This window comes from Streptomyces sp. NPDC039609 (assembly GCF_055596705.1).
In genome coordinates this window covers 374,442-399,126 of record NZ_JBVIUJ010000003.1, presented here as the reverse complement: position 1 = coordinate 399,126, position 24,685 = coordinate 374,442, and the positions used below count along the sequence as shown (strand labels likewise).

General features: G+C 71.4%; 20 protein-coding genes. 14 read left to right on the top strand and 6 right to left on the bottom strand.

Annotation, left to right across the window (positions count from 1 at the left end):
- Position 1: 1 nt before the first annotated feature.
- The 8 genes from ACZ561_RS10890 to hypE all read left to right on the top strand — a co-directional run bounded on the left by ACZ561_RS10890 (position 2) and on the right by hypE (position 7,011).
- Positions 2–481: a hydrogenase maturation protease gene (locus ACZ561_RS10890; protein ID WP_470992983.1), complete on the top strand. Its 480-nt coding sequence runs from the start codon at positions 2–4 to the stop codon at positions 479–481.
- The gene (locus ACZ561_RS10885) at positions 478–618 is read left to right on the top strand and encodes a DUF6893 family small protein (RefSeq protein ID WP_470992266.1); all 141 of its coding nucleotides are present in this window, start codon (positions 478–480) and stop codon (positions 616–618) included. The genes ACZ561_RS10890 and ACZ561_RS10885 overlap by 4 nt, the downstream gene beginning before the upstream one ends.
- 169 nt (positions 619–787) lie before the next feature.
- Entirely contained in the window at positions 788–1,183 is a 396-nt protein-coding gene (locus ACZ561_RS10880) for a hydrogenase maturation nickel metallochaperone HypA/HybF (RefSeq protein ID WP_470992264.1), read from the top strand.
- A 2-nt stretch (positions 1,184–1,185) separates the two neighbouring features.
- Complete coding sequence (gene hypB, locus ACZ561_RS10875) at positions 1,186–1,881, top strand: hydrogenase nickel incorporation protein HypB (RefSeq protein ID WP_470992261.1); 696 nt, start codon at positions 1,186–1,188, stop codon at positions 1,879–1,881.
- The gene (hypF, locus tag ACZ561_RS10870) at positions 1,878–4,439 is read left to right on the top strand and encodes a carbamoyltransferase HypF (protein ID WP_470992258.1); all 2,562 of its coding nucleotides are present in this window, start codon (positions 1,878–1,880) and stop codon (positions 4,437–4,439) included. Before hypB ends, hypF begins: the two co-directional genes overlap by 4 nt.
- A 10-nt stretch (positions 4,440–4,449) precedes the next feature.
- A complete protein-coding gene (locus ACZ561_RS10865; RefSeq protein WP_470992255.1) occupies positions 4,450–4,767 on the top strand; it encodes a HypC/HybG/HupF family hydrogenase formation chaperone in 318 nt (105 codons plus the stop codon).
- The gene (gene hypD / locus ACZ561_RS10860) at positions 4,764–5,933 is read left to right on the top strand and encodes a hydrogenase formation protein HypD (RefSeq protein WP_470992253.1); all 1,170 of its coding nucleotides are present in this window, start codon (positions 4,764–4,766) and stop codon (positions 5,931–5,933) included. Before ACZ561_RS10865 ends, hypD begins: the two co-directional genes overlap by 4 nt.
- Positions 5,934–5,970: 37 nt before the next feature.
- Complete coding sequence (hypE, locus tag ACZ561_RS10855) at positions 5,971–7,011, top strand: hydrogenase expression/formation protein HypE (RefSeq protein ID WP_470992980.1); 1,041 nt, start codon at positions 5,971–5,973, stop codon at positions 7,009–7,011.
- A gap of 3 nt (positions 7,012–7,014) precedes the next feature.
- Here hypE and ACZ561_RS10850 read toward each other — a convergent pair whose 3' ends face one another.
- Positions 7,015–7,242, bottom strand: coding sequence for a hypothetical protein (locus tag ACZ561_RS10850; protein WP_470992250.1), 228 nt, complete (start codon positions 7,240–7,242; stop codon positions 7,015–7,017).
- The gene (locus ACZ561_RS10845) at positions 7,226–7,477 is read right to left on the bottom strand and encodes a DUF6400 family protein (RefSeq protein ID WP_329112751.1); all 252 of its coding nucleotides are present in this window, start codon (positions 7,475–7,477) and stop codon (positions 7,226–7,228) included. Before ACZ561_RS10845 ends, ACZ561_RS10850 begins: the two co-directional genes overlap by 17 nt.
- 304 nt (positions 7,478–7,781) lie before the next feature.
- On the opposite strand from ACZ561_RS10845, the gene ACZ561_RS10840 reads away from it, so the two are divergent.
- Entirely contained in the window at positions 7,782–9,863 is a 2,082-nt protein-coding gene (locus tag ACZ561_RS10840) for a SpoIIE family protein phosphatase (protein WP_470992246.1), read from the top strand.
- Positions 9,864–9,943: 80 nt separating this feature from the next.
- Positions 9,944–11,752, top strand: coding sequence for an ATP-binding SpoIIE family protein phosphatase (locus tag ACZ561_RS10835; RefSeq protein WP_470992243.1), 1,809 nt, complete (start codon positions 9,944–9,946; stop codon positions 11,750–11,752).
- Between the two features lie 65 nt (positions 11,753–11,817).
- Here ACZ561_RS10835 and ACZ561_RS10830 read toward each other — a convergent pair whose 3' ends face one another.
- Complete coding sequence (locus ACZ561_RS10830) at positions 11,818–14,019, bottom strand: OmpL47-type beta-barrel domain-containing protein (RefSeq protein WP_470992240.1); 2,202 nt, start codon at positions 14,017–14,019, stop codon at positions 11,818–11,820.
- 2 nt (positions 14,020–14,021) lie between these two features.
- Positions 14,022–16,514, bottom strand: a complete 2,493-nt coding sequence (locus ACZ561_RS10825; protein ID WP_470992237.1) for a ThuA domain-containing protein — start codon at positions 16,512–16,514, stop codon at positions 14,022–14,024.
- Between the two features lie 196 nt (positions 16,515–16,710).
- Between ACZ561_RS10825 and ACZ561_RS10820 the strand changes: the two genes are divergently transcribed.
- Positions 16,711–17,736: a multicopper oxidase domain-containing protein gene (locus ACZ561_RS10820; protein ID WP_470992234.1), complete on the top strand. Its 1,026-nt coding sequence runs from the start codon at positions 16,711–16,713 to the stop codon at positions 17,734–17,736.
- A 111-nt stretch (positions 17,737–17,847) separates the two neighbouring features.
- On the opposite strand, the gene ACZ561_RS10815 is transcribed toward ACZ561_RS10820, so the two are convergent.
- On the bottom strand, positions 17,848–18,333 hold the full coding sequence (locus ACZ561_RS10815; protein ID WP_470992231.1) for a VOC family protein: 486 nt from the start codon (positions 18,331–18,333) through the stop codon (positions 17,848–17,850).
- Between the two features lie 282 nt (positions 18,334–18,615).
- On the opposite strand from ACZ561_RS10815, the gene ACZ561_RS10810 reads away from it, so the two are divergent.
- The 3 genes from ACZ561_RS10810 (at position 18,616) to ACZ561_RS10800 (ending at position 23,127) form a co-directional block, all read left to right on the top strand.
- A complete protein-coding gene (locus tag ACZ561_RS10810) occupies positions 18,616–21,849 on the top strand; it encodes a M36 family metallopeptidase (RefSeq protein WP_470992228.1) in 3,234 nt (1,077 codons plus the stop codon).
- Positions 21,846–22,292, top strand: coding sequence for a hypothetical protein (locus ACZ561_RS10805; protein WP_470992225.1), 447 nt, complete (start codon positions 21,846–21,848; stop codon positions 22,290–22,292). The genes ACZ561_RS10810 and ACZ561_RS10805 overlap by 4 nt, the downstream gene beginning before the upstream one ends.
- A 94-nt stretch (positions 22,293–22,386) precedes the next feature.
- Positions 22,387–23,127 carry a lysostaphin resistance A-like protein gene (locus ACZ561_RS10800; RefSeq protein WP_470992222.1) on the top strand — a complete coding sequence of 247 codons (741 nt, stop codon included), beginning with the start codon at positions 22,387–22,389 and terminating at the stop codon, positions 23,125–23,127.
- Between the two features lie 125 nt (positions 23,128–23,252).
- On the opposite strand, the gene ACZ561_RS10795 is transcribed toward ACZ561_RS10800, so the two are convergent.
- Positions 23,253–24,653: a M1 family metallopeptidase gene (locus ACZ561_RS10795; RefSeq protein WP_470992220.1), complete on the bottom strand. Its 1,401-nt coding sequence runs from the start codon at positions 24,651–24,653 to the stop codon at positions 23,253–23,255.
- Positions 24,654–24,685 lie beyond the last annotated feature (32 nt).

Genomic DNA, 24,685 nt, shown 5'->3' with positions numbered 1-24,685 from the left:
CGTGGCCGGGGTCGGCAACATCTTCCTCGGCGACGACGGATTCGGCGTCGAGACCCTGCGACGGCTCACCCGGGAGGAACTTCCGCCGTTCGTCGAGCTGGCCGACGTCGGAGTCCGCGGAGTCCATCTTGCCTACCAGCTCCTCGACGGCTGGGACACCCTCGTCCTCGTCGACGTCACCGCCCGCGGAGGCGAACCGGGAACGCTGTACCTGATCGACGCCTCGACGGCCGGCGAGCGGACCTCCGGCACGGAGCCCGCACCGCTCGACGGCCACCGGATGACGCCCGACACCGTCCTCGCCCTGCTCGACACCCTGTGCGCGGGAACCGGGGCCGCACCGCCGCGGCGCATCCTCGTCGTCGGCTGCGAACCGGCCTGCCTCGACGAGGGCATCGGGCTGAGCCCCCAGGTCGCCGCCGCGGTGCCCGAGGCGGTGCGCATGGTGACCGAACTGGTCCGCCAGGAAGCCGCCGTATGAAGACCGAAACGGAGAGCACCATGCACAAGAGCGTCCTCGGCGCCACAGCCGCCGTCACCGCCGCCCTGGCCGTCGTCGCCGTCGTCGTGGGAGTCCTCCCCGACATCCGGCGCTATCTGCGCATCAGCAGGATGTGACGCTCCGCGGTGACGCCGCCCGGGCCGTGACGTACCTCGGCCCGGCGCGGGAGCGGCTGCACCGAACGGACGACACCGCCGTGCGGTCCCGGCGCGCCGGGCGGGCACCCGCCGCCGCCCGTCCTCTAATGGCGCCCGAGACCCACCCCCGCGCCGAGGACGGAGACCGATGCACGAGATGTCCCTCGCGGTGGCCGTCGTCGACCAGGTCGAAGCAGCGGCAAGGTCTCGCGGGGCTGTCGGTGTCGACAGCATCCGACTCGACGTGGGCGAGCTGGCCGGCGTCGTCGCCGACGCCCTCGCCTTCTGCTTCGAACTCGCCTGCGCCGGAACCGTCGTCGAGGGCGCAGAGCTGATCACCCGTACCGTCCCGGGCATGGCGCGCTGTCAACCGTGCGCCGAGACCTGGGCGGTCGGCATGCCGCCGCGGCTGCTCTGTCCCGGTTGCGGCGCCGCGGCCTGCGAGCTCGTGGCAGGGCGCGAACTGCAGATCCGGGAAGTCCGGTGGGCGGACCCCGACGCCCCCGTCCCGCGACATCGCCAACCGATCACCGAGGAGAGCTGAGCATGTGCCGAGCAGTCGATCTCCAGCGTGCCGTCCTCGCCAAGAACGAGGCCGCGGCACAGATCCTGCGCACCGAACTGACCGCCCGCGGCACCACGGTGGTCAACCTCCTCTCCAGCCCCGGGAGTGGGAAGACCGCACTGCTGGAACGCGAACTGCGGCTGGCGGTCGAACGGGGCGTCGGCGCCGCCGCGCTCACCGCCGACCTGGCCACGGAGAACGACGCCCGGCGACTGGCCCGCTCGGGGGTTCCCGTCAAGCAGGTGCTCACCGACGGTCTGTGTCATCTGGAGGCCGACATGGTCGCCCGGCACCTGCACGACTGGCTTCCCGAATCCACCCGGCTGCTGTTCGTCGAGAACGTGGGCAACCTGGTCTGCCCTGCGGGCTACGACCTGGGCGAGTCCCTCCGGGTCGTGCTCGCCTCGGTGACCGAAGGCGAGGACAAGCCCCTGAAGTACCCCACCGCGTTCGGCCTCGCCCAGCTGGTGATCGTCACCAAGACCGACATGGCCGAGGCCGCGGATTTCGACGAGGCGGCCTTCCTCCGCAACGTGCAGCAGGTCAACCCCGGCGTCGAGGTCGTCCTCAGCTCCGTGCGTGACGGCCGGGGCGCCGGCGCGCTGCTGGACCGGGCTCTGGCCGCGGCCGAGGGGAACCGCGTCCACACCCCGGTGATGGCCCAGGCCGGCGCGTGACCACGGCGAGGCCTCGATCCGCACCCGCGACGACTCCGCAGCGCAGCCGGGTCGTCGTGCGCGGTGTCGTGCAGGGCGTGGGGTTCCGGCCCTACGTCTATGCCCTCGCCACCGGGTTGCGCCTGTCCGGGCACGTCACCAACACGGCGGACGGCGTCGTCGCGGAGGTCGAGGGCGACCCCACCGACGTGGCCGCCTTCTGCGCACGCATCGCACCCGACGCGCCTCCCCTGGCCCGGGTGGATTCCGTCGAGGCGGCCGAGGTGGCCGCGAGCGGCGGCAGCGGATTCATGATCGTGCCCTCCCGGCAGGGCGGCGCCGTCCGCACGCTCGTCCCGCCCGACACGGCCACCTGCGACGCCTGCCTCGCGGAGCTAGCGGATCCGGCCGATCGGCGGCATCTGCACCCCTTCATCACGTGCACCCATTGCGGCCCCCGGTTCACCATCGTCACCGGTCTGCCCTACGACCGGGTCCACACCACCATGACCGGCTTCCCGATGTGTCCGGACTGCGCCCGGGAGTACGCGGACCCGGCGGACCGACGCTTCCACGCCCAGCCCGTCGCCTGCCCCCGCTGCGGACCGGTGCTGCGGCTGGTCACGGCATCGGGCGACCCTGAGTCATCCGGCTCCGGCTGCGACTCCGGCGCGGATCCCGGTGTCCGTCCCGACCCGGTCACCGACCCCGAGCCGGTCACCGACCCCGAGCCGGTCACCGGCCACGACCCGGTCACCGGCCTCGATGCGGACCCCGGCCCCGATCCGGACCCCGACGCCGGCTCCGGAAGCGATCCCATCGTCGCCGCGCGTCGGATGCTCGCGGCCGGTGCGATCCTCGCCGTCAAGGGCCTGGGGGGCTACCACCTGGCCTGCGACGCGACGAACCCGGATGCCGTGGCCGAACTGCGCCGTCGCAAGGCGCGCGGTGACAAGCCCTTCGCGCTGATGGCGGCGGACCTCGCCGACATCGAGCCCCTTGTGCACCTCGGCCCGCTCGAACGTGAGCTCCTCGCCGGCGTCGTCCGGCCCGTGGTGCTCCTGCGGCGCCGCGACGACGCCCGGCCACGCCCCGGGGCGGCCCCGGCGCACGCGGTGGCGCCCGGCAGCCCGGACCTCGGCTTCATGCTCCCGTACACGCCCGTGCACCACCTGCTCCTCGGACTCGGCGCACCGGACCGGGCGGCCGGTCCCAGGCTGCTCGTCATGACCAGTGGCAATCTCTCGGGCGAACCCATCGTCACGGACGACGCCGAGGCACTGACCCGGCTCGCCGGTCTGGCGGACGCGTGGCTGCTGCACGACCGTCCCATCCATGTGCCCTGCGACGACTCCGTCGTCCGTGTCTGCGACGGCGAACAGCTGACGCTGCGCCGCTCCCGGGGGTACGCCCCGCTGCCGGTCACGCTGCCCGTCGAGGTCGCCCCCACCCTCGCCGTGGGCGGGGACCTGAAGAACACCTTCTGCCTCGGTGAGGGGCGCCAGGCCTGGCTCTCCGCCCACATCGGCGACATGGACGACCTCGCCACCCAGCTCGCCCTCGCCACCGCCGAGCGGCAGTTGGAGTCCGTCACGGGCGTACGGCCCGGACTGCTGGCCGCGGACCGTCACCCCGCCTATCGGTCCACCCGCTGGGCCCGCGACCATGCCGCCGGGCGGCCCGTCGTCCCCGTGCAGCACCACCACGCGCACGTCGCCGCGGCGATGGCCGAGAACGGCCTCGACGGCACGCGGCCCGTGATCGGCGTGGCCTTCGACGGCACCGGATACGGCCTCGACGGCGCGGTGTGGGGCGGCGAGTTCCTTGTCGCGGACTACGCCGGGTTCTCGAGGTTCGCGCACCTGACCTATGTACCCCTGCCCGGCGGCGACGCAGCCGTACGGCGGCCCTACCGCATGGCCGTGGCCCACCTGCGGGCCGCGGGCCTCGCCGCCGACCCGGGACTGCCCTGCACGCGAGCCTGTGCGCCGGGAGAACTTCCCGTAATGGAGAGGCAGTTGGCGCGCGAGCTGAACTGCACGCCCACGTCCAGCATGGGGCGCCTCTTCGACGCCGTCTCCTCCCTCGCGGGGATCTGCCACCACTCCGGATACGAGGCGCAGGCCGCGATCGAGCTGGAGGCCGCGGCCCTGCGCGCACCGGAGACGGCGGAGGACGGACGCTACGCCTTCCGGCTCGGCTCGCGGCAGGCCGGAGCCCCGCTCACCGCCGACCCCGCACCCCTGCTGACGGCGGTGGCCGCGGACGTCCTGGACGGGACCCCCGCGGCCGTCGTCGCGGCGCGGTTCCACCGTGCCGTGGCGCACTTGGTGCGTACGGTCTGCGCCGCCGCCCGGAGCGAGACCGGTGTGGAGACGGTGGCGTTGACCGGGGGAGTGTTCGCGAACACCGTGCTCTCCTCGGCCTGCGCCCGCGGACTGCGGGAGGACGGCTTCACCGTGCTGCGCCATCGCCTGATCCCGCCGAACGACGGCGGTCTGGCTCTCGGCCAGCTCGTCGTGGCCGCGCGTGTCACCGACCGGGCGGCCACCGGCACGCCACCACGAGAGCGACAGTGAGGAGACACCCATGTGTCTGGCGGTACCGGGAAAAGTGCTGGACGTGGAGGACCGGGACGGCACCCGGATGGCCACCGTCGACTTCGGCGGTGTGATCAAGGAGGTGTGCCTGGAGTACCTGCCGGACCTGAAGCCCGGTGAGTACGCCATCGTCCATGTCGGGTTCGCCCTGCAGCGTCTGGACGAGGAGTCGGCCAGGAGGACGCTGGAGCTGTTCGAGACCCTCGGCATGCTCCAGGAGGAGTTCGGCGACCCGTGGGAGGCCGCCGAAGCGACGGGCAACGAGCGACCGGCGCAGGACGGCCTCGCCGGAGAGGTGACGCGGTGAAGTACATCGACGAGTTCCAGGACCCCGAGCTGGCCCGGCGGCTGCTCGACGACATCCGCGCGACGGTGACCCGGCCCTGGGCGCTGATGGAGGTCTGCGGGGGCCAGACCCACACCATCATCCGGCACGGGATCGACCAACTGCTCCCGCCCGAGGTGGAGTTGATCCACGGGCCTGGCTGCCCGGTGTGCGTGACGCCGCTGGAAGTGATCGACAAGGCGCTGGAGATCGCCTCCCGCCCCGGCGTGATCTTCTGCTCCTTCGGGGACATGCTGCGGGTGCCCGGCACCGGCCGTGACCTCTTCCAGGTCCGCGGGCAGGGCGGTGACGTCAGAGTCGTCTACTCCCCGCTCGACGCGCTGCGGATCGCCGAGCAGAACCCGGACCGCGAGGTGGTCTTCTTCGGCATCGGGTTCGAGACCACCGCGCCGCCCAACGCGATGACGGTGTATCAGGCGCGCAAGCTCGGCATCCGTAACTTCAGCCTGCTCGTCTCCCACGTCCGGGTGCCCCCGGCGATCGAGGCGATCATGAACTCCCCGGACTGCCGGGTCCAGGGATTCCTCGCCGCGGGGCATGTGTGCAGCGTGATGGGCACGGCCGAGTACCCCGAACTCGCCGCACGCCACCGGGTGCCGATCGTCGTCACCGGGTTCGAGCCGCTGGACATCCTCGAAGGCGTACGGCGGACCGTGCTGCAGCTGGAGCGCGGGGAGCACACCGTCGAGAACGCCTATCCGCGGGCGGTACTGCCCGAGGGCAACCCCGCCGCCCGGGCGATGCTGGACGACGTGTTCGAGGTCACCGACCGCGCCTGGCGCGGGATCGGCGTCATCCCGGACAGCGGCTGGCGGCTGTCGGAGCGGTACCGCGCGTACGACGCCGAGCGGCGGTTCTCCGTCGAGGGGATCGACACCCGGGAGCCGGCCGAGTGCCGCAGTGGCGAGGTCCTGCAGGGGCTGCTGAAGCCCCACGAGTGCGAGGCCTTCGGGACGACATGCACTCCCCGCTCCCCGCTGGGCGCCACCATGGTCTCCAGCGAGGGGGCGTGCGCCGCCTACTACCTCTACCGGCGGCTCGACCTCGGCACCCCGTCACCGAAGTCCCCCTCGGTGAAGTCCCCGTCGGCGCAGTCCCCGGCTCTGGAGGGAAGTTCCGTTGTCTGAGCTCACCCGCGTCACCCCTGCGGAGCAGGCGCCCGACATGCTCGCCTGGACGTGCCCGGCACCCCTGCGGGACCAGCCGCGTGTGGTGATGGGCCACGGCGGTGGCGGAGCGCTGTCCGCCGAACTCGTCGAGCAGATCTTCGCACCCGCCTTCGGCGGACCCGCGCTCTCGGTCACCACCGACGCCGCGACCGTCGAACTCGGCGGTGCCCGGCTGGCCTTCTCCACCGACTCCTTCGTGGTGCGCCCCCTGTTCTTCCCCGGGGGCAGCATCGGCGACCTGGCCGTCAACGGCACGGTGAACGACCTCGCGATGAGCGGGGCCCACGCTGCCTATCTGTCCTGCGGCTTCATCCTGGAGGAGGGCGTGGAGACCGACGTCGTGACCCGGGTGGCGAACGCTCTCGGGGCCGCCGCACGAGCGGCGGGCGTGCAGGTGGCCACGGGCGACACCAAGGTGGTGGAGGCCGGCCACGGCGACGGTGTCTACATCAACACCTCCGGAATCGGTCTGATCCCGCCCGGCGTCGACCTCCGGCCGCAGCGAGTCGTACCCGGCGACGTGGTGATCGTCAGCGGCCCCGTCGGCGTCCACGGCGTGGCGATCATGAGCGTGCGCGAGGGCCTGGAGTTCGGCGTCGAGATCGAGAGCGACTGCGCGCCGCTCGGTGGTCTTGTCGAGGCGATGCTCGCGGTCACGCCGGACCTGCACGTGCTGCGTGACCCCACGCGCGGAGGGCTCGCCGCCTCGCTCAACGAGATCGCGGCCGCGTCGGGCACCGGCATCGTCATCCAGGAGCGGGCCGTCCCCGTCCCCGCCCCGGTGGCCAACGCCTGTGCGGTGCTCGGCCTCGACCCGATGTACGTGGCGAACGAGGGGAAGCTGGTGGCCTTCGTCCCACGTGAGCATGCGGACGCCGTGCTCGCCGCGATGCGCGCGCATCCGCTGGGCGCCGGGGCGGCCGTGATCGGAGAGGCGGTCGAGGCGCATCCGGGCATGGTGGTCGCCCGTACCGGCCTCGGTGGCACGCGGGTGGTGGACATGCCGCTCGGTGAGCAGCTGCCACGGATCTGCTGAGCGTCAGCCCCGGGTGCGGCGGTGGCGCGAGGTGTCGAGGGTCCAGGTGTGGGTGCAGTTCGGGCACTGCAGATGGACCCTGGGCCCCTTGTTGGCGATCAGGTAGCGCCAGTGTTCCGAACAGTTGCGGCGCTGCGCGCAGGGCTCGCAGCCGCGCGCGTCGTCGCACCCCGGACACGCGACCCAGGCCCGGCGGGCCCGGTCGGCATGGGGATCAATGGGAAGCCGCACGGCCCGGCTCCTGTCCCGGCAGCACACCCGCCGCCACCAGCATGTCGTGGATCCGCTGCTGCTCGGCGTCCAGCCCTGAGTAGAGCAGGGCGTGCGCGGCCTCCTCCTCCCGCAGGACGGCCACGGGGTCCCAGTCGGGCCCCAGCGCCGCAACCACCTCGGCGCGTCGGCGGGCCTCCTCGGCGGTGAGGTCGATGGTGAAGGTGACGTGGTCGGGATCAGGGCCCTGGTTCATGGAGAGTGCTTTCAGCGAAATCGAACAGGATTCGCCACGTCTACCAGAGCGGGCACCGGGTCCGGAAGGGGGAAGCACCTCCGACGGCTGTGGCACATCTCATGTAAAACCGGACACGCCCCGCGGTGACCTGTCGCTGCCGCGCCGGTCCGTACGGGGGCGCCGCCGGGCCACCGGCGCGACGATGGGGGTGTGGGACGTACGACCGCAGGTCCTTCGGCCCCCGAAAGAGGCTCGCGGTCGGTCCGTACGACGCACGTGGCCGCTCGTCGGCCGGTCCCTGAGTGTGAACGGAGGGCACCGGATGAGTGAGCAACCGATCGAGGAGCTGATCAGCGTGGCCGCTCAGCAGGCCGGTGGCTGGCTGGGATCCCTGGCGGTGGCGCAGGTGGCCACCGCGGCCGACGGGACGGTGGTCCGCTGGAACCACGGCGCCCAGGAGCTCCTCGGTTACGCTCCGCCGCAGGTGGTGGGGCGGCACATCTCCGACCTCCTTCATCCGGGTGCCGACCGCAGCCTCGGGCGTTCGCTGTGGGAGACCGCGTCCACGGGACGCGGAGTGATGGGGACGGTCACCGCCTGGCACCACGACGACTACCCGCTGGAACTGGAGATCTGGGCCTGCCCCGTCCCCGACCGGCGCCGTGGTGCCTCAGCGGTGCTGATCTTCGCCGCCGAGGCTCACACGACCCGCCGGATCCGCGGAACCTCGGCGGTGTGGGACGGCCTGTTCGCCCGCTCACCGGTCGGCATCGGACTCCTCGACACCGAACTCCGTTTCCTGAGGGTCAACCCGGCGCTCGAGGAGATGAACGGCCTGACGGAATCCGCCCACGTCGGGCGACGCCTCAGCGAGCTGCTGCCCGACGTCAACGCGGGCGAGATCGAGGACGCGATGCGCGAGGCCCTGGCCTACGGAGAGCCGGTACTGGACCGGCACCGCACAGGTCGTACCCCGGCCGACCCCGATCACGAGCACGTCTGGTCGTGCTCGTACGTGAGCATGGAGGACCCCGGCGGCCGCCCGATCGGTGTGGTCGCCACCCTCGTCGACGTCACCGCCCAGCACCGTGACCACGTCGAGGCGGAGGCCGGGCGGCGCAGGCTCGCCCTGCTGAGCGAGGCCAGCTCCCGCATGGGAGCCAGTCTCGACATGGAACGCACGGCCCAGGAACTGGCCGATCTCGCCGTGCCGCAGCTGGCCGACGCCGTCACCGTCGACATCCTGGACAGCCTCGCCCGCGGCGACGAACCGGGCCCGGGGCTCGCCGGTGGTGTCGACGTACGGCGTCTGGGAAAGGCGCCTCTGGCCGGTTCCGCGATCACGCGTCTCCTCGCCCCGCTCGGCCGTACGCTCACGTTCCCGGCCCATGCCCCGTACACGCAGGCCATCAGAGCCCGCCAGCCGTATCTGATCGCCCACCTGGACGAGCAGACCATCGCGCCTGCGGCCCGTCACTCAGCCGTCCCCGCCCAGCTGCTCAACAAGGGCGTGCACTCGTTCATGATGGTGCCGCTGATCGCCCGCGACCTCGTCCTCGGCGTGGCCACCTTCTGCCGCACGCGACCCGGAGCACCGTACGGATCCGAGGACATCACCCTCGCCGGCGAGCTCACCACCCGCGCCGCCGTCAGCATCGACAACGCACGGCTGTACCAGCACGAGCACGAGACCGCCGTCGTCCTCCAGCGCAGCATGCTGCCGCAACACATCACGCCGCCGCCGGGCATCGAGATCGCCCACCGCTATCTGCCCGCGAGCGACATCAACGAGGTCGGGGGCGACTGGTACGACGTACTGCCCCTCCCCGGCGGCAAGGCGGCGCTGGCCATCGGGGACGTGATGGGACACGGAATCGCCGCCGCCGCGGTCATGGGCCGGCTCTCGGCGACCGTGAGGGCCCTGTCACGCCTCGCCATGCCCCCGGTCGACCTGATGTACCAGCTCGAAGCCACCCTCGCCGACCTCGCCGAGCCGATGCTCGCCACCTTCCTCTACGTGGTCTGCGACCCCGCCACCGGCCACTGCACCATCACCCGCGCCGGCCATCCGCCCCCCGCCGTCCTGGAGCCCGACGGCAGGGCCTACATCGTTCCGACCGCATCCGGAGTCCCGCTGGGTGTCGGCGGAGTCGACTTCACGACGACCGAAGCGACGTTCCCCGCCGGCAGCCTCCTCGTCCTCTACACCGACGGCCTCATCGAAGGCCGCGGCACCGACCTCGACGAACGCTTCGCCGATCTGATCCGCCTGCTCACCGAACCCCAGACCTCACTGGACCACGTCTGTGATTCTCTGATCACCCGCCTCGTCCCCGGCTCCGCCGACGACGACATCACCCTGCTCACCGCCCGCGTCACACCCCCACCGGTCAAGTCCCCGTAGCATCCGGCCCGTCGAGCCCCAGGAGGCCGGTGCATGATGTGCATCAACAGCGGTCGAGTTCCTGTCTGGAGGCCGAACGAGTGAACGGTGGCAACGGGAGACGGCGCCTCACCAGCCGTGCCTCGGCCGCGAAGGGCGCAGCGGTCCATCGCTCTGCCGGTGCCCGCGGGCGGCTCGGCAGGAGCAGCGGCGAGGTACCCCTCGACCGGCTCACCACGCGCGGCCGGCTCGCCTGGCTGAACTCCGCGGGCTCCAGGATCGGTACCACCCTTGACCTGGAGCGCACCGCCCAGGAGCTGGCCGAGTTCACCGTGCCCGGCTTCGCCGACGGGGCCGCTGTCGACATCCTGGAGAGCGTCCTGCGGGGCGACGAGGGTTCCCGGTGGACGGGTACGGGCGTCCCGGTCATGCGGGCCATCGCGCTGTCCTCCGTCGAGGAGCTGTCCTCCCTGGAGCCCACCCCGATCGGCGAGACCTTCGTCCGTTCGGAGGAGGCTCACGAGACGCTGCTCCACCGGTACTGCCTGCGCCAGGGCAGGCCGGTGCTGGTGAGCCGTATGCGGGGCGACGACTTCAGCAAGGTCGCGCCGACGGAGAGCGCCGCGGCGCAGATGCGCGCCGCCGGAGTGCACAGCTACCTCGCGGTGCCGCTGATCGCCCGCGGGCTGCTGCTCGGCAGCGCGGACTTCGTACGCGGGCCCGGCAGGCGGCCGTTCTCCTCCACGGACCTCGCGCTGGCCGAGCAGCTCGCCTCCCAGGCCGCCGTCTACATCGACAACGCCCGGCTCTACGGTCGGGAGCGCGAGCGCGTCGTCTCGTTGCAGCGCACTCTGCTGCCGCGCGCGACGCCGGTGACGCCCGGGCTGCGTGTGCAGGCCGAGTACGCGCCCTCGACGGCCCATCACGGAGGGGGCGGGGACTGGTACGACGTCATGGCCCTGCCCGGCGGACGTACGGCCCTCATGGTGGGCGACGTGATGGGGCACGGGCTCCCCGCCGCCGCCACCATGGGACGCCTGCGGGCGGTCGCCCGCACCCTGATGACCCTGGACATGGCTCCCGAGCGCGTGCTCGCCCGGCTCGACCTCGCCACCCGCGACCTGGAGGACGAGCAGGTCGCCACCTTCCTCTGCGCGGTCTTCGACCCGGCCGACTCCAGCTACACGCTGGCCAGCGCCGGGCACCTGCCCCCGCTGCTCCTCGACGGACGGGGCTCGGCCGAGTTCGTGGACGTGCCGATCGGCGCGCCGCTCGGCGCGGGAGTGATCCCGTACGACCCGGTCCGTCTGAAGGTTCCGGCGGGCGGCCATCTGGTCATGTACTCGGACGGCCTCGTCAAGTCCCGGCACGCGGACCTGGAACACCAGCTGGAGCGCCTCCGGTCGGCGGCTCGTGGCCTGTCGGCCGAGGCTCTCGAAGGGGGCGGCCTGATCGCGTGCGCCCCCGCCGACGCCGCCCGGTTCGACGAGGCCGTGCTCCTTGTCGCCACGACCGCCTCGGGCACACCGGGAACCCCGGGCGAACTGTGCGAGTGGCAGCTGCCGCGGGAAGGGCGCGCCGCGTCCGTCGCCCGGGGCCTGGTCACGGACCAGCTCACCACGTGGGATCTCGCGGAGCTCGCCGACGTGTGCGAGCTCGTCGTCTCGGAGCTCGTGGGCAACGCCCTGCGGTACGGCAACGGCCCCGGCCGGCTCCGGCTGCTGCGCGGCGAGCGCCTCGTCGTGGAGGTTTCGGACACGGGCCCCGACCTGCCCCAGATCCAGCACGCGGACCTCAGCGACGAGGGCGGCCGGGGGCTCCAGCTCATCAACATGCTGTGCCGCAGATGGGGATCGTGCCGCACCGTGACCGGCAAGGTGGTCTGGGCCGAGCAGAACCTGCCCCAGTGACCCGAACCGCCCCGGCCCCTCTCCCGGCACGGGAGAGGGGCCGGGGCCGACGGGCCTCGCGCGGTCTACAACTCCTTCACCCGGATGTTCCGGTAGGAGATGACGTCCGTCGTGCCGTGGACCTGGAGCCCGATGTAGCCGGAGGCGTAGCGTCGGCCGTCCGTGCCCGGGTCGTCGCCACGCGGGGGCTGGAAGACCTGACCACCGGTGTTGTCGAACTCGTTGATCAGCTTGCCGTTGCGGAAGACCGAGTAGTGCTGGCCCTCCACGCGGATCTCGTAGTCGTTCCAGGTGCCCTTGGGCGTCACCCCGGCGCCGGCGAGGCCCACGCGGTCGAAGCCGTAGACCGAACCCGTCTTGTACATGTCGCCGTCGGGCCGGTCGAGGACCTGGATCTCATGGCCGTACTTGATGGCGACCCACTCCGGACGGGTCTCCTCGGGGTTGCCGTGGACGTACGGGAAGCGCACGAAGACACCGCCGTTGGCGTTGCCCGCCCCCGGGGCGTCGTCGCGCCACTGGAGCTTGAGCGAGAAGTCCCCGTACTGCCGCTGCGGGAACCACAGCATGCCCATGCCCGGCACCGTGGTGCTGCTGGTCATGGCGCCGTCCGCGCTCAGCGCGAACTGCCCGCCGCCGACGTGCTGCCACTTCGAGAAGCTCGCCGCGGTGCCGTCGAACAGATCGCGGTATCCCTCGGTCTGGCCCGGCTTGCCGATGCCCGACTGCTTGGCCGCCCGGTAGATCTTCTTGTGCTCGCGGGTGTCGATGACGCCGTCGGCGAGCAGCCGGTCGATCACCGTGTCGACGTGCTTGAGGAACAGCGCGTGCGAGGACCAGTCCTTCTCGTCCTCGATGAGCTCGTTGACGGTGCAGCGGCTGTTCGTCATCCGGTTCGGGACGCCGGTGTCGACGGTCCCGACGATGACGGTCGACCGCTCGTCGAACTCCGGGCAGTCGGGCGCGGGCACCCCACCGCCCTCGGCGACGGTGAAGGCGGTGCTCCTGGCCGTGGAGGTGTTGCCCGCCTTGTCCGTCGCCCGGTACAGCACCGTGTGGTGGCCGACGCGGTCGACGATCACCGGGGTGGTGTAGGCGAGATACGGGCCGCCGTCGAGCGAGTACTCGATCCGGTCGACGCCCGAATCCGCGTCGGTCGCCGACAGCGTGACGGTGGCGCTGGTGATGTACGCCCCGTCGGAGTTGCGCACGCCGGCGACGGAGGCGGAGGCCTCGGGGGCGGTGGTGTCGGGGTCGGGCTGCGTCACGACCGTGAAGCCGACGGACTTCTCGGCCGCGGCGTTGCCCGCCTTGTCGCTCGCCTTGTAGCGGACGGTGTGGGTGCCCACCTCGTGCACCATCACAGGGGCGGTGTACGGCTGCCAGGCGCCGTCGCCGACCGCGTACTCGATGGTGTTGACGCCCGAACCGGTGTCGGACGCGGTCACCGTCACCGTGGCCATGTCGAGATAGCGGCCCTGGTCGTCCTGTTCACCGGTCACGGTCGCCGAGGTCTCCGGCGCCGTCGTGTCGTCGGTGGGCGGGGCGACGACGGTGAACGCGGCGGTCTTCTCGGCGGCCGTGTTGCCCGCCTTGTCGCTCGCCCGGTAGCGGATCGTGTGCGCGCCGACCTGGTCGACGACGACCGGGACGGTGTACGGCTGCCACGGGCCGTCGGCGCCGACCGCGTACTCGACCTTGTCGACGCCCGAACCGGCGTCGGTCGCGCCGAGCGTGACCGTCGCCTGGCCGACGTAGGCGCCGTCGGCGTTGCGATCGCCCTCGACCTTCGCGGTGGTCTCCGGAGCGGTGGTGTCCTCGCCGCCGCCCTCGGTGACGGTGAGGATGCCCTGCATCTGGCCGTGGCCGGGGATCGTGCACTTGAAGAGGTACCGGCCCGGGGTCAGCGTCACCTCGGCCGTGTGCCGGCCGCCGTTCGCGTCGCTCGGGTTGGCCAGGATGTTGAGCGGGACGTCGTTGTTGTACTCGGGGTCGGAGACGTCGAACGTCAAGGTGTGCGGCATGCCGGTGGTGTTTCCGGTGGCCGTGCTGTTCTCGAAGACGATGGTCGTCGGGCCGGCCACCGCCGTGGTGGGGAACTCCAGATAGCGGTCGATCGGATCGCCGGCCTTCCAGGTCAGGACCTGGGCCGCGGCGTTCCGCCGTCCGTCGTCGGACCTGCCGTAGGCGGATGCCGAGGTCAGTCCCACGATCATCGCGACGGCGGCCAGCAGGGCCGCCCACAGCCTCGGGCCTCTGTGTCTCATGGTCACCGCGCCGCCTTCCTTGCCAGCTGGTCCGCGGCCGGGGTGGGCCCGCCGCCCTTGTAGGTCACGCGCCACAGCGCGGAGTCGGGGTGGGAGGTGAAGAAGCCGCGCCCGTAGTCGAGGACGTACAGCGAGCCGTCGGGGGCGAACTTCCAGTCCATCAGGTTGCGGATGCCGCCCTGTCCGACCGGGATGATCTTCTTCAGCGACTCGGCGTGCACCGGCAGGCCGCCCTTGCCGACGGTCTTCGGATCGGTCAGCACGGCGTGCCGCGGCTGCTCCCCGTCGTAGAAGTCACCGACGAACCACTTGCCGTCCCAGTACGACGGCCACTTCACGGTCGAGTCGCTCGCCGCGTCGTAGCGGTAGAGCGGGCCGTTCATGGTCGCCTGCCCGCCGCCCTTGAGCCACGGGAGCAGCAGCTTCTGCTCCTCCTGCTTGTAGCTCGGGATGCCGTTGGCGTCCCGCGGGTAGTCCACGCCGCCGCCCTGGGGCGAGTACCAGATCGTGTTCGCCGTCACCGGCGGCAGGTTCACGAGACCGTCGTTGTTCGGCGACTCGTTCTTCGGCGCGTTGCAGTCGTACCAGCCGAGCGGCTTGCTCGGATCGGTCGGGCCGCGGTCCCGGTAGGGCTGCTTGTTGCCCATGCAGTACGGCCAGCCGTGGTTGCCCGCCTTGGTGATCGCGGCGAACGTGTCGTACTTGGCGGGGCCCCAGGTCGTCGACGGGGCGCCCGCGTCGGGGCCGACCCAGCCGGCGTAGAGGATGTCGGTCTTCCTGTCGACGGAGATGCGCGCGGGGTTGCGCACGCCCATCACGTAGATCTCGCCGCGGGTCTTTCCGCCGCCCTCGTCGGTCTCCTCGCCCGTGAACAGGTTGCCCGCGGGGAGGGTGTAGGTGCCGTCGTCCTCGGGGTGGATCCGCAGGATCTTGCCGTTGAGGTTGTTGGTGTTGCCGGCGGTGCGGCGCGCGTCCGCGAAGGAGACGCCCTTGAAGTTCGGGGCGGGGTTGTTGCCCGAGTAACCACCGCTGGACCCCGATGAGTTGGTGTCCCCGGTGGCGATGTAGAGGTTGCCCTTGGAGTCCCAGGCCATCCCGCCGCCCGCGTGGCAGCAGCTGTGGATCTGGACCGGCCAGCTCAGCAGCACCTTCTCGCTCGCCAGGTCGAGCCGGTTCGTCGCGAGGTCGAGGGTGAAGCGGGAGACCCTCCGCTCGCCCATGTGCGCGTCGCGGTCGATGCGGGAGTGCGGTGTGTAGTGCAGGTAGACCCAGCCGTTGGTCATGAAGTCGGGGTCGAGCTCGATGCCGAGCAGGCCCTCCTCGTTCTTGATCAGCTCGTCGCCGCCGCCCTTGTTGCCGAAGACGGTGAGCGCGCCGGCCTTGGTGACCTGCTTGGTCTTCGGGTCGTAGACGTGGACCTCGCCGTTGCCCTTGCCGATGTCCGGGTTGTTCCAGTCGGTGACCACCGGCACACTGGAGTCGGCGCCGCCGCGGCCGATGTACAGGATGCGCCCGTCGGGAGCGGCGACCAGGCCGTGGGGCTCGCCTATCTGGTCGTTCCGGCCGGGCTGGTTGGGCTTGGTGACGCGCTCGGCGGTGTAGTTGGCGTCGATGGTCGCCTTGCAGTCCGCCTGGGAGATGCGGGCGGTCCAGGCGATGGCGCCGCGCAGATGGTCGCGGAAGTCGGCCTCGGCGTAGCTGTCGACGGTGCCGCCCATGGCGGTGTAGAAGGACCGGCCGCCGTCGTAGTCACGGCACCAGGACACCGGGTGATCCCAGCCGTTCGGCTTGGCCACGGGCTGGTACGAGCCTTCCCTGACCCGCGCCACGGTGTGGACGGTGCCGGACGGGTTGCGGTCCCAGTTGAACCACTTGTCGGGCCGCTTCCACTCCAGTGGAAGGGACTTGGTGGCCGGGTGCTGTCGGTCGCCGACCTCCACCACCGCCCGCTGGGCGCTGCTCGGAGCGCCGGTGGGCCGTGCGCCGACCAGGCCGGTGAACCAGGTGGAGTACGGCTCGGTGCGCGCCGCCTCGTGCACGCCGACGAATCCGCCGCCCGCCTCCATGTAGGCCTCGAGGCCGGCCTCCTGTTCCGGGTCGAGCACATCGCCGCCCCCGGTCAGGAACACCACCGCGTTGTACCTGCCGAGTCGCTTGGCGTCGGTGAAGACAGCCGGGTCGGCGGTGGCCTCCGTTCGGTAGCGTCCGGCGGCCGGACCGGTCAGCCCGATGCTCTCGACGGCCGCGATGCCCGCGTCGACCGTCGGCGACTCCTCGGTCGCCGACCCGTGGAAGACCAGTACCCGTACGTTCGCGCCGCCTGGTGGAGACGGAAGCGACAACGTTGTCGAAGTCATGGTCGACGGCGGATCCGGATACGGTCTGGCCGAGGCGGAGGCTCCGCCGAGCAGCGAAGCGGTCAGGGCTCCGGCCCCAAGTACCGCCACCGCGAAGCCTGTTCTTGATCTCGCTTGGTGATGTGGTGTGCGCTTCATGGGTCACCCATCCCTCTGAGGTCACAACAACAGCCGTTGAAGCTAGACCTCTTTGCTTGGTTCGCCAATACCTATGACCGCAACGGAACGAACTTTGTCCTGAGCGTGGAGAAACTGGAGTCGTCCGGCTACCGTGTGGGCCGTCCCCAGGGGCCCTTCACCCCGTCAATCTCCACCGAGAAGCGGAGAGTTCGGCATGGACAGACGCAGCTTCAACCGTCGCCTGCTCGCAGGCGGGGCCGTCGCCGCGACCGGCGTGACATCGTTGTCTCTCACCTCCGCCTCCAGCGCCACACCCGTCGCGGCAGCCACACCGAGAACTGCCCCGGCCGGTGGGCAGATACGCCATCTCAAGCTGTACGCCGAGAAGTTGGCCGACGGACGGATGGGGTACGGCCTGGAGAAGGGCAAGGCCACCGTGCCCGGCCCGCCGATCGAGCTCAACGAGGGCGACACGATCCATATCGAGTTCGAGAACCTGATGGACGTCCCCGTGAGCCTCCACCCGCACGGCGTGGACTACGACATCGACAACGACGGTACGAGGATGAGCGGAAGTCATGTCGAACCGGGTGCCACCCGCACGTACACCTGGCGCACCCATGCCCCCGGCCGTCGCTCCGACGGCACCTGGCGCCCGGGCAGCGCCGGGTACTGGCACTACCACGACCACGTCGTGGGCACGGACCACGGCACCGGAGGTATCCGCAAGGGCCTGTACGGTGCCTTGGTGGTGCGCCGCAAGGGCGACATCCTCCCGGACAAACAGTTCACCATCGTCTTCAACGACATGACGATCAACAACCGGCCGGCGTCCGATCCACCCGACTTTCTCGCCACGGTGGGTGATCGGGTGGAGATCGTCATGATCACGCATGGCGAGTACTACCACACGTTCCATATGCACGGTCACCGCTGGGCCGACAACCGCACCGGACTCCTGGCCGGCCCGGAGGATGTGAGCCGGGTCATCGACAACAAGATCACCGGCCCGGCGGACTCGTTCGGCTTCCAGATCATCGCGGGCGAGCAGGTCGGAGCCGGGGCCTGGATGTACCACTGCCATGTGCAGAGCCACTCCGACATGGGCATGGCCGGCCTCTTCCTGGTGGCCAAGCCGGACGGCACCGTACCGGGCCACGGAGGCCACGGAACCCACGACGCGGGGGCTGCGAAGGGGGAGTCGGCCGCGCAGACCTCCGGTGGTGCCCACCATCACTGAGGTCCGGCGAAGGAGCCATCGAGGCTCGTGGGGTGGGTGAGGCTCCGACAGAAGGGGCGGCGCGCCGGAGCATGGGGGCTCCGGCGTGCCGCCCTTCTCGGGTGAATCGGTTCAGCCGCCGTCCGTCGGGGGCTCCATGGACTGCAGGGCCTCCTTGGCACGCTTCTCCATCTCGTCCGCGGGGACGTCCTCCACGTGTGTCGCGACGTTCCAGCGGTGGCCGAAGGGGTCCTCGAACTGCCCGGTGCGGTCGCCGTAGAACTCGTTCTTGACCGGGGAGACTTCCGTGGCGCCGAGGGAGAGGGCCTTGGCGAAGACGGCGTCGACGTCCTCGACGTACATGTGCAGGGCGACGGGTGTGCCGCCCACCGACTTCGGCGAGCGGAACCCGATGTCCGGGTACTCGTCGGCGAGCATGACGACCGAGTTGCCCAGCTCCAGTTCGGCGTGGCCGATCTTGCCGCCGGGGGCGGGCATTCTCATCTTCTCGACCGCGCCGAGCGCGGACACGTAGAAGTCGATCGCGGCCGCGGCTCCGTCGGTGCAGAGGTAGGGCGTGACCCGCGGATATCCCTCGGGAATGGGTTGGACGGTCATCGGATCCGGCCTTTCCGAACCGTGGCGGTCGCCGCCGACCGCCGTCTGCGACCACTGATATCCCGATCCCGCGAGACGCGCTCCGGCGCCGCGCGGCAGTCCGCGACGGAAGCCCCCGAAGAGCCCACGGCTCCCGTCGAAGCGTCCACGGCCCATCCCGCCACACCTGGAGGTGACGGCCACGGCCGCGACCGGAGCCGGCGGTACGCACCCTTCCGCCGAGTTGTCATGCGCACGTACCGTGTCCCCGGTCCGCAGTCAGGAAGCCAACGGGGGAGAGCGATGCCACCCACACGTTTATCGAGGCGCGCACGATCACTGCTCATCGGCGCGGTCCTGCTCGCGCTGCCGGCGGTCACGGTCACACCGTCGGCCGCCACCGCCGGCGAACATCCCGGGACGCGGGAGAGAGCGGCCCAGGAACGGCCGGATCAGCCCTACCCGAACATCGACGTACGTGGCGACAAGCGCGTCCCGCCCACGGCAGTGCAGCTGCGCGCCGCGCAGGAACTCGACGGCACGGCGATCCGCTGGAGCCGGTTCGGTACGCCGAGGCTGCTCAGCCCGCAGGGCCGCAACGCCCTCACCGCCGCCGACACCACCGACCCGCGTACCCTCGCGCTGAACCACATACGCGACCACGCGGACCTCTACGGCCTCTCCGCCGCCGGGCTGGACGCCCTCGCCGTCGTCAGGTCGTACCGCACCGAACACAACGGCGTACGGCATGTCTTCATCGGCCAGAACGACCGGGGCGTCCCCGTCCACGGCGCCCGCCTCTCCGTCGCCGTCGACGCGGCCGGCCGCATCCTCACCGCCACCGGCAGCCTCGTCCCGGAGGCCCGCGCCACCGCGACGGTCACCCTCGACAAGAGCGCCGCGCTGGACCGGGCCGCGGCCTCCGTCGGCACCGACACCCCGTCCGGCACCCCCACCGCCACCAGGGTCACCTTCCCGCTCGCCGACGGCACCGCCCGCCCGGCCTGGCGGACCACACTCACCGCCGACAACGACCACCTGTACGACACCGTCGTCGACGCCGGGAACGGCAACGTCCTCCTGCGCACCGACCTCACCAGCAACGAGGGCCCCGAGGGCCGGGCCTTCACCGAACAGAACCCCACCCTCGGCAGCGCGACGACCGTCCCCTTCAGCGGCCTCGGCCGCTCCTGGGTCACCGGCCGGGTCACCACCGGCAACAACGCCGAGGTCTCCCAGGACCTCGACGGCGAGGAGACGCTCGGCCACCAGCCCCAGACCCCGGCCGCCGGAGACCCGGCCTACCAGCACTTCGACTACACCTTCACGGACGCCTTCCGCACCAGCGGCGGCACCGACCTCACCACCGACCGCGACGCGGTCGTGACCCAGGCCTTCTACTACGTCAACCGCATGCACGACCATCTCTACGGACTCGGCTTCGACGAGGCGTCGGGCAACTTCCAGGAGGACAACCTCGGAAACGGCGGCGCCGGTGGCGACCCCGTGCAGGTCTACGTCGACTACGACGCCAACGGGGACTCCGCCTGCAACGCCAACTTCGGCACCCCCGACGACGGCCAGAACCCGACGATGCGGCTCTTCGTCGGGCGTGCCTCCTGCGACAACCACAACATTCACCGGGCCATGAACGGCGACACCATCGCCCACGAGTACAGCCACGGACTGTCCCACCGGCTCGTCGGCGGCGGCGACATGGGCGACGGTGAGCAGACCGGCGCGCTCGGCGAGGGCTGGAGCGACGCTGTGGCCACCTCGCTCTGGAACGACCCGGTGTACGGCGAGTACAACAACGGCCGCGCAACCGGCATCCGCCGAGTCGCGTACAACAACAGCCACCTCACCTACGCCGACCTCTGCGACGACGGCAGCTGCAGCGTGCACGCCGACGGCGAGATCTGGGCCACCACCATGTGGGACATGCGCACCGCGCTCGTCGGCGCGTACGGCTACGCCACCGGAAAGCAGCGGCACGAGCAGCTGATGGTCGACGGAATGAAGCTGACACCGTCGTCGCCCGACTTCCTGGACGCCCGCGACGGCATCCTCGCCGCCGACCGCGCCGATCACGGCGGCGCCAACCAGTGTCTGCTGTGGGGCGTGTTCGCCCGCCGGGGCATGGGCGCGAGCGCGACGTCACCGAGCCAGGACCAGGCCAATCCGGCGACCGACTACCCCGCGAGCTGCCGGCCCACCGCCGACGCGGGCGGGCCGTACACCACCAAGGAGGGCACCGACGTACGGCTCGACGCCGGCGGCTCCACCGTCCCCGGTGGCGGCGGCAGCTACAGCTGGGACTTCGACGGCGACGGCGCCCACGACGACGCGACCGGCGTCAGCCCGCTCTTCGACCGGGTCGGCCAGGACGGCACGTACACCGTCGGCCTGCGTGTCGGCAACGCAGCAGGGGCCGACACCGACACGGCGACCGTGACCGTCACCAACGTGGCGCCCGCGGTGGCCTTCACCGTCCAGGGCCCGCGGGAGGAGGGCGGCAAGCTCACCGTCTCCGGCACGGTCACCGACCCGGGCTGGCTCGACCCGCTCACCGCCACCATCGACCCCGGCGACGGCAAACCCGTCTCCCTGCCCGGACAGCTGGAGAACAACCGTCCCGACGCCACCCTCACCTTCAGCCGCGAGCTCGTCTTCGGCGACAACGGTACCTTCACCGTGAAGGTCTGCGGCAGCGACGACGACACCACCACCTGCCGCGAGGCCGCGATCACCGTCGCCAACGTCGACCCGACCGTCACGATCGACGAGACCGATGCCGTGCCGCTCGCGGGCGGCCGGACACTCGTCGTCCACGCGGGCCAGGAGAAGCGGTACACCGCCCGGCTCACCGACCCCGGCAGCGACGACGAGACCATGAGCTGGGCGTGGGGCGACGGGACACCGGCCACCACGACCACTTCGCTCGTCAACCCGCCGGACTCCGACCCCGCCCGCAGCCCCAGCGTCCAGCCGCGCGACCTGACGGACGCCCAGGCCCACACGTACACCAAGCCCTGCCTGTACGACCTGTCCTTCGCGGCGCGTGACGACGACGGCGGTACGGGGACCGACGGTACGCCGGTCATCGTCCAGGGCAACGCCCCGCTGTCGCTGCTCGCCGACGTCTGGTACGTCAAGTACCTGACCGGCGACCTCACCGGGCTCGGCAAGCAGACGCTGGACTGCTATCTGAAGATCGTCCGGCACGCGAGCGCGGTGTTCTCCGAGAAGGTCGACGTGTCCACCCAGAGCAAGGCCGCGGACGTCCTCTTCCTCAACCTGCTCCTCGACCCGAAGCGTTCCCTCGACCGCCAACTGCTCGCCGCCTGGCTCAACTTCGCCAACGGAGCCTTCGAGCCGTACGAACTCGTCGACACCGACAGCGACCTGAAGGCGGACACCCCCTTCCTGGAGGCCCTCCAGAACGCCGAGAAGGTACGCCTCGACCCCAACGCCACCAGGCAGCAGCTCTCCGCCCAGGCGGCCATCCTCACCTGCATCAACATCCCGCTCGTATGACAAGGAAGAGACTCCTGCCGCGCGCCGCCGCCGCCCTGATCCTCGGGGTGGCGGCGGCCGCCTGCACCGACGCCCCTTCGCCGCCGAACCGTCCGACCCCGCCCGCACCCACCTCGACGGCGACGACCGCCACACCCGCACCCACGGAGACAACCGCCCCGCCTGTGCCGCCGCCGGCCCCGGCGGTCCTCACCCAGGACGACACCGGCCGCACCCTCGCGCTCGCCCTCGGGGAGACGACCCAGCTCCATCTCTCCGGCCGTTGGCGGGAGGCCACCCCGACGGTCGAGGGCACCGCCGTCGTCCTCGTACCGGTCGACCACGAGTCCGATCCGGGCTTCCGCGCCTGGGACATCCGCGCCGCCGAACCGGGCGAGGCCGTGCTGCACACGACCGAAGCGCCGGGCAGGCGGCCGCTACGGATCACCTTTCGCATTCGCTGAGGGCGTTCGCCCCTGAGCGCCCCGGGAAGGTCCCCGGTAGCGTGGGCCGAGGGGAGGCGGAGACGAACCGTCGGCGAAGAGATGGGGAAGGCCGATGCCCCTCACCCCGGGAGCACACCGCCACCCCTCGACCGGCTCTCACGGACTCGGCACCTGGCAGGCCGTGGGAATCACCCTGGCCGTTCTCGTCGCCGCCAATCTGGCGATGCACCGCTGGACGGGCCTGCCCGGCCTGGTGACGGCCGTCGTGGCCGGTGTCCTGCTCCTGGGAGTGCTCCGGGCGGCGGGCGGTACCTGGGCGGACGCGGGCCTGGCGCCCGGCACGCTCGCCCGGGGCGCCCGGTGGGCCATGGCCCTGATCGGTCTGGTCGCCGTCGTCTACCTCGTCGGGGCTCTGCTGCCGGTCACCCGCACGCTCTTCGAGGACCGGAGGTACGCCGACCTGAGCGGCGGCGAGCTGATGATCCGTGTCCTCGTGCTGGTCCCCGTCGGCACGGTCCTGCTGGAGGAGATCGCCTTCCGCGGGGTGCTGTACGGTCTGGTGCTCCGCGCCCGAGGGACGGTGTGGGCGACAACGGTGTCGAGCCTCCTGTTCGGCCTGTGGCACGTCCTGCCGTCCCTGCACCTGGCCACCGCGAAACCTGCTCTGACCACGGTCTTCGGCCACTCCGCGACGGGCGCCGCGCTGGCGGTCCTGGGCGCCGTTCTGTTCACGGCGGCAGCGGGTGTACTGCTCTGCGAACTGCGTCGCCGCAGCGGTAGTCTGCTCGCTCCCATGGGCCTGCACTGGGCGGTCAACGCACTGGGCTACCTCGTCGGATACGTGCTGCGCTGACCGCGCGCCGGCGTGAGTGCCGTGGAGGTGAGGCTCAGCCCTCCGCCCGGACGATGTCCTTCAGCCGGTCCAGATCGTCCGCCGTGAACCCCGTGGGCCGTACGGCATCGAGGTTTTCCAGGCCGCTACGCGGAAGCCCTGCCCGCGGATCCGCCGTTCGTGGGCGGGTACGCGGGTCGCTGCGGTATCGACGCGGAGCCGTGGGGCGAGGGCAGGGGCGGCAGGGACGGCTGGTACAGCCATGCCGTGAGCAGCTCGTCCACCGGCTCGTCCGCGTAGCGGGTCACATGGGCGGTGAAGCCCGCGGTCGTCACCACGCCGTGGCGATGCAGGGTGGCCCAATCGCGCAGCATGCGGAAGAAGGCGCCGTCGCCCAGGGCGCAGCGGACCGCGTGCACGGTGAGACCACCGCGCTCGTACAGGCGGTCGTCGAACATCAGCTTGCGACCGGGATCGGCGAGCTTCAGGTCCTGCGGCTGCCCGGCCAGCATCCGGTGCGCGGCGGCCGCCGACTCCTGCGCGGAACGGCCGCCGGAGCGCTCCGACCAGAGCCACTCGGCGTACTTGGCCAGGCCCTCGTTCAGCCAGATGTGCCGCCAGTCGGCGATGGTCACGCTGTTGCCGAACCACTGGTGCGCGAGCTCGTGGGCGACGAGGCGCTCCGAACCGCGCGCGCCGTCGACATGGTTGGTGCCGAAGAGGGAGAGACCCTGGGCCTCGACCGGGACGTCCAGTTCCTCGTCGGCGACGACCACCACGTACTCGCCGAACGGATAGGGCCCGAAGAGTTCCTCGAACAGCTGCATCATGGCGGGCTGCCGGGCGAAGTCGCGGGAGAAGCGGGGCAGGAGATGCGCCGGCACATGGGCGCTCTGCGGCACACCGCCGAGCCCGGGGTCCCCGAGCAGCACCGTCTGGTGCATGCCGATGGACAGTCCGACCAGGTAGCTGGAGGTGGGAGCGGACTGTTCGTACACCCATGTGGTCGTGCTGGCCCTGGTCGTGCGGGTGAGCAGCCGGCCACCCGCCACCACGGTGTACGCGGAAGGGGTGTTGACCGAGATCTGGTACGAGGCCTTGTCGGCGGGCCGGTCGTTGCAGGGGTACCAGGAGGGGGCGCCGACGGGCTGGCTGGCCACCAGCGCGCCGTCCGTCAGCTCTTCCCAGCCGAGCCCGCCCCAGGGGCTGCGGACCGGCTTGGGGTTGCCCGCGTAATGCACCTCCACCGTGAACGCGGCACCCGCGGGCAGCGGCTTGGCCGGCCGGACGCGGAGCTTGCCGCCGCGGTGGGCGTAGTGCGGCGCCCGGCCGTCCACGAGGATCCGGCCGACCTTGAACTCGGCGAGGTTGAGATGGAACTCGGTGAGCGGTGCCCGCCCGGCGATCGCGCTGAGCCGCGCCGTCCCGGCCAGCCGGTTGGGGCCGGGACGGTACTCCAGAGCGAGTTCGTACCGATGCACGCGGTACCGGGAGTCGCCGTGGTCCGGAAAGTACGGGTCCGATGCCGTTGTCCGCTCGCCGCTCACTGCCGCTCCCGCTCCCTGCCCTGTGCTCGTGC

Bases quoted from the DNA above. Each gene is read 5' to 3' on its own strand.
- ACZ561_RS10830 (WP_470992240.1), bottom strand. From the start codon at position 14,019: ATGAGACACAGAGGCCCGAGGCTGTGGGCGGCCCTGCTGGCCGCCGTC.
- ACZ561_RS10845 (WP_329112751.1), bottom strand. From the start codon at position 7,477: ATGAACCAGGGCCCTGATCCCGACCACGTCACCTTCACCATCGACCTC.
- ACZ561_RS10880 (WP_470992264.1), top strand. From the start codon at position 788: ATGCACGAGATGTCCCTCGCGGTGGCCGTCGTCGACCAGGTCGAAGCA.
- ACZ561_RS10810 (WP_470992228.1), top strand. From the start codon at position 18,616: ATGCCACCCACACGTTTATCGAGGCGCGCACGATCACTGCTCATCGGC.
- ACZ561_RS10865 (WP_470992255.1), top strand. From the start codon at position 4,450: ATGTGTCTGGCGGTACCGGGAAAAGTGCTGGACGTGGAGGACCGGGAC.
- ACZ561_RS10840 (WP_470992246.1), top strand. From the start codon at position 7,782: ATGAGTGAGCAACCGATCGAGGAGCTGATCAGCGTGGCCGCTCAGCAG.
- ACZ561_RS10820 (WP_470992234.1), top strand. From the start codon at position 16,711: ATGGACAGACGCAGCTTCAACCGTCGCCTGCTCGCAGGCGGGGCCGTC.
- hypB (WP_470992261.1), top strand. From the start codon at position 1,186: ATGTGCCGAGCAGTCGATCTCCAGCGTGCCGTCCTCGCCAAGAACGAG.
- ACZ561_RS10885 (WP_470992266.1), top strand. From the start codon at position 478: ATGAAGACCGAAACGGAGAGCACCATGCACAAGAGCGTCCTCGGCGCC.
- ACZ561_RS10815 (WP_470992231.1), bottom strand. From the start codon at position 18,333: ATGACCGTCCAACCCATTCCCGAGGGATATCCGCGGGTCACGCCCTAC.
- hypE (WP_470992980.1), top strand. From the start codon at position 5,971: ATGCTCGCCTGGACGTGCCCGGCACCCCTGCGGGACCAGCCGCGTGTG.
- ACZ561_RS10800 (WP_470992222.1), top strand. From the start codon at position 22,387: ATGCCCCTCACCCCGGGAGCACACCGCCACCCCTCGACCGGCTCTCAC.
- ACZ561_RS10825 (WP_470992237.1), bottom strand. From the start codon at position 16,514: ATGAAGCGCACACCACATCACCAAGCGAGATCAAGAACAGGCTTCGCG.
- ACZ561_RS10805 (WP_470992225.1), top strand. From the start codon at position 21,846: ATGACAAGGAAGAGACTCCTGCCGCGCGCCGCCGCCGCCCTGATCCTC.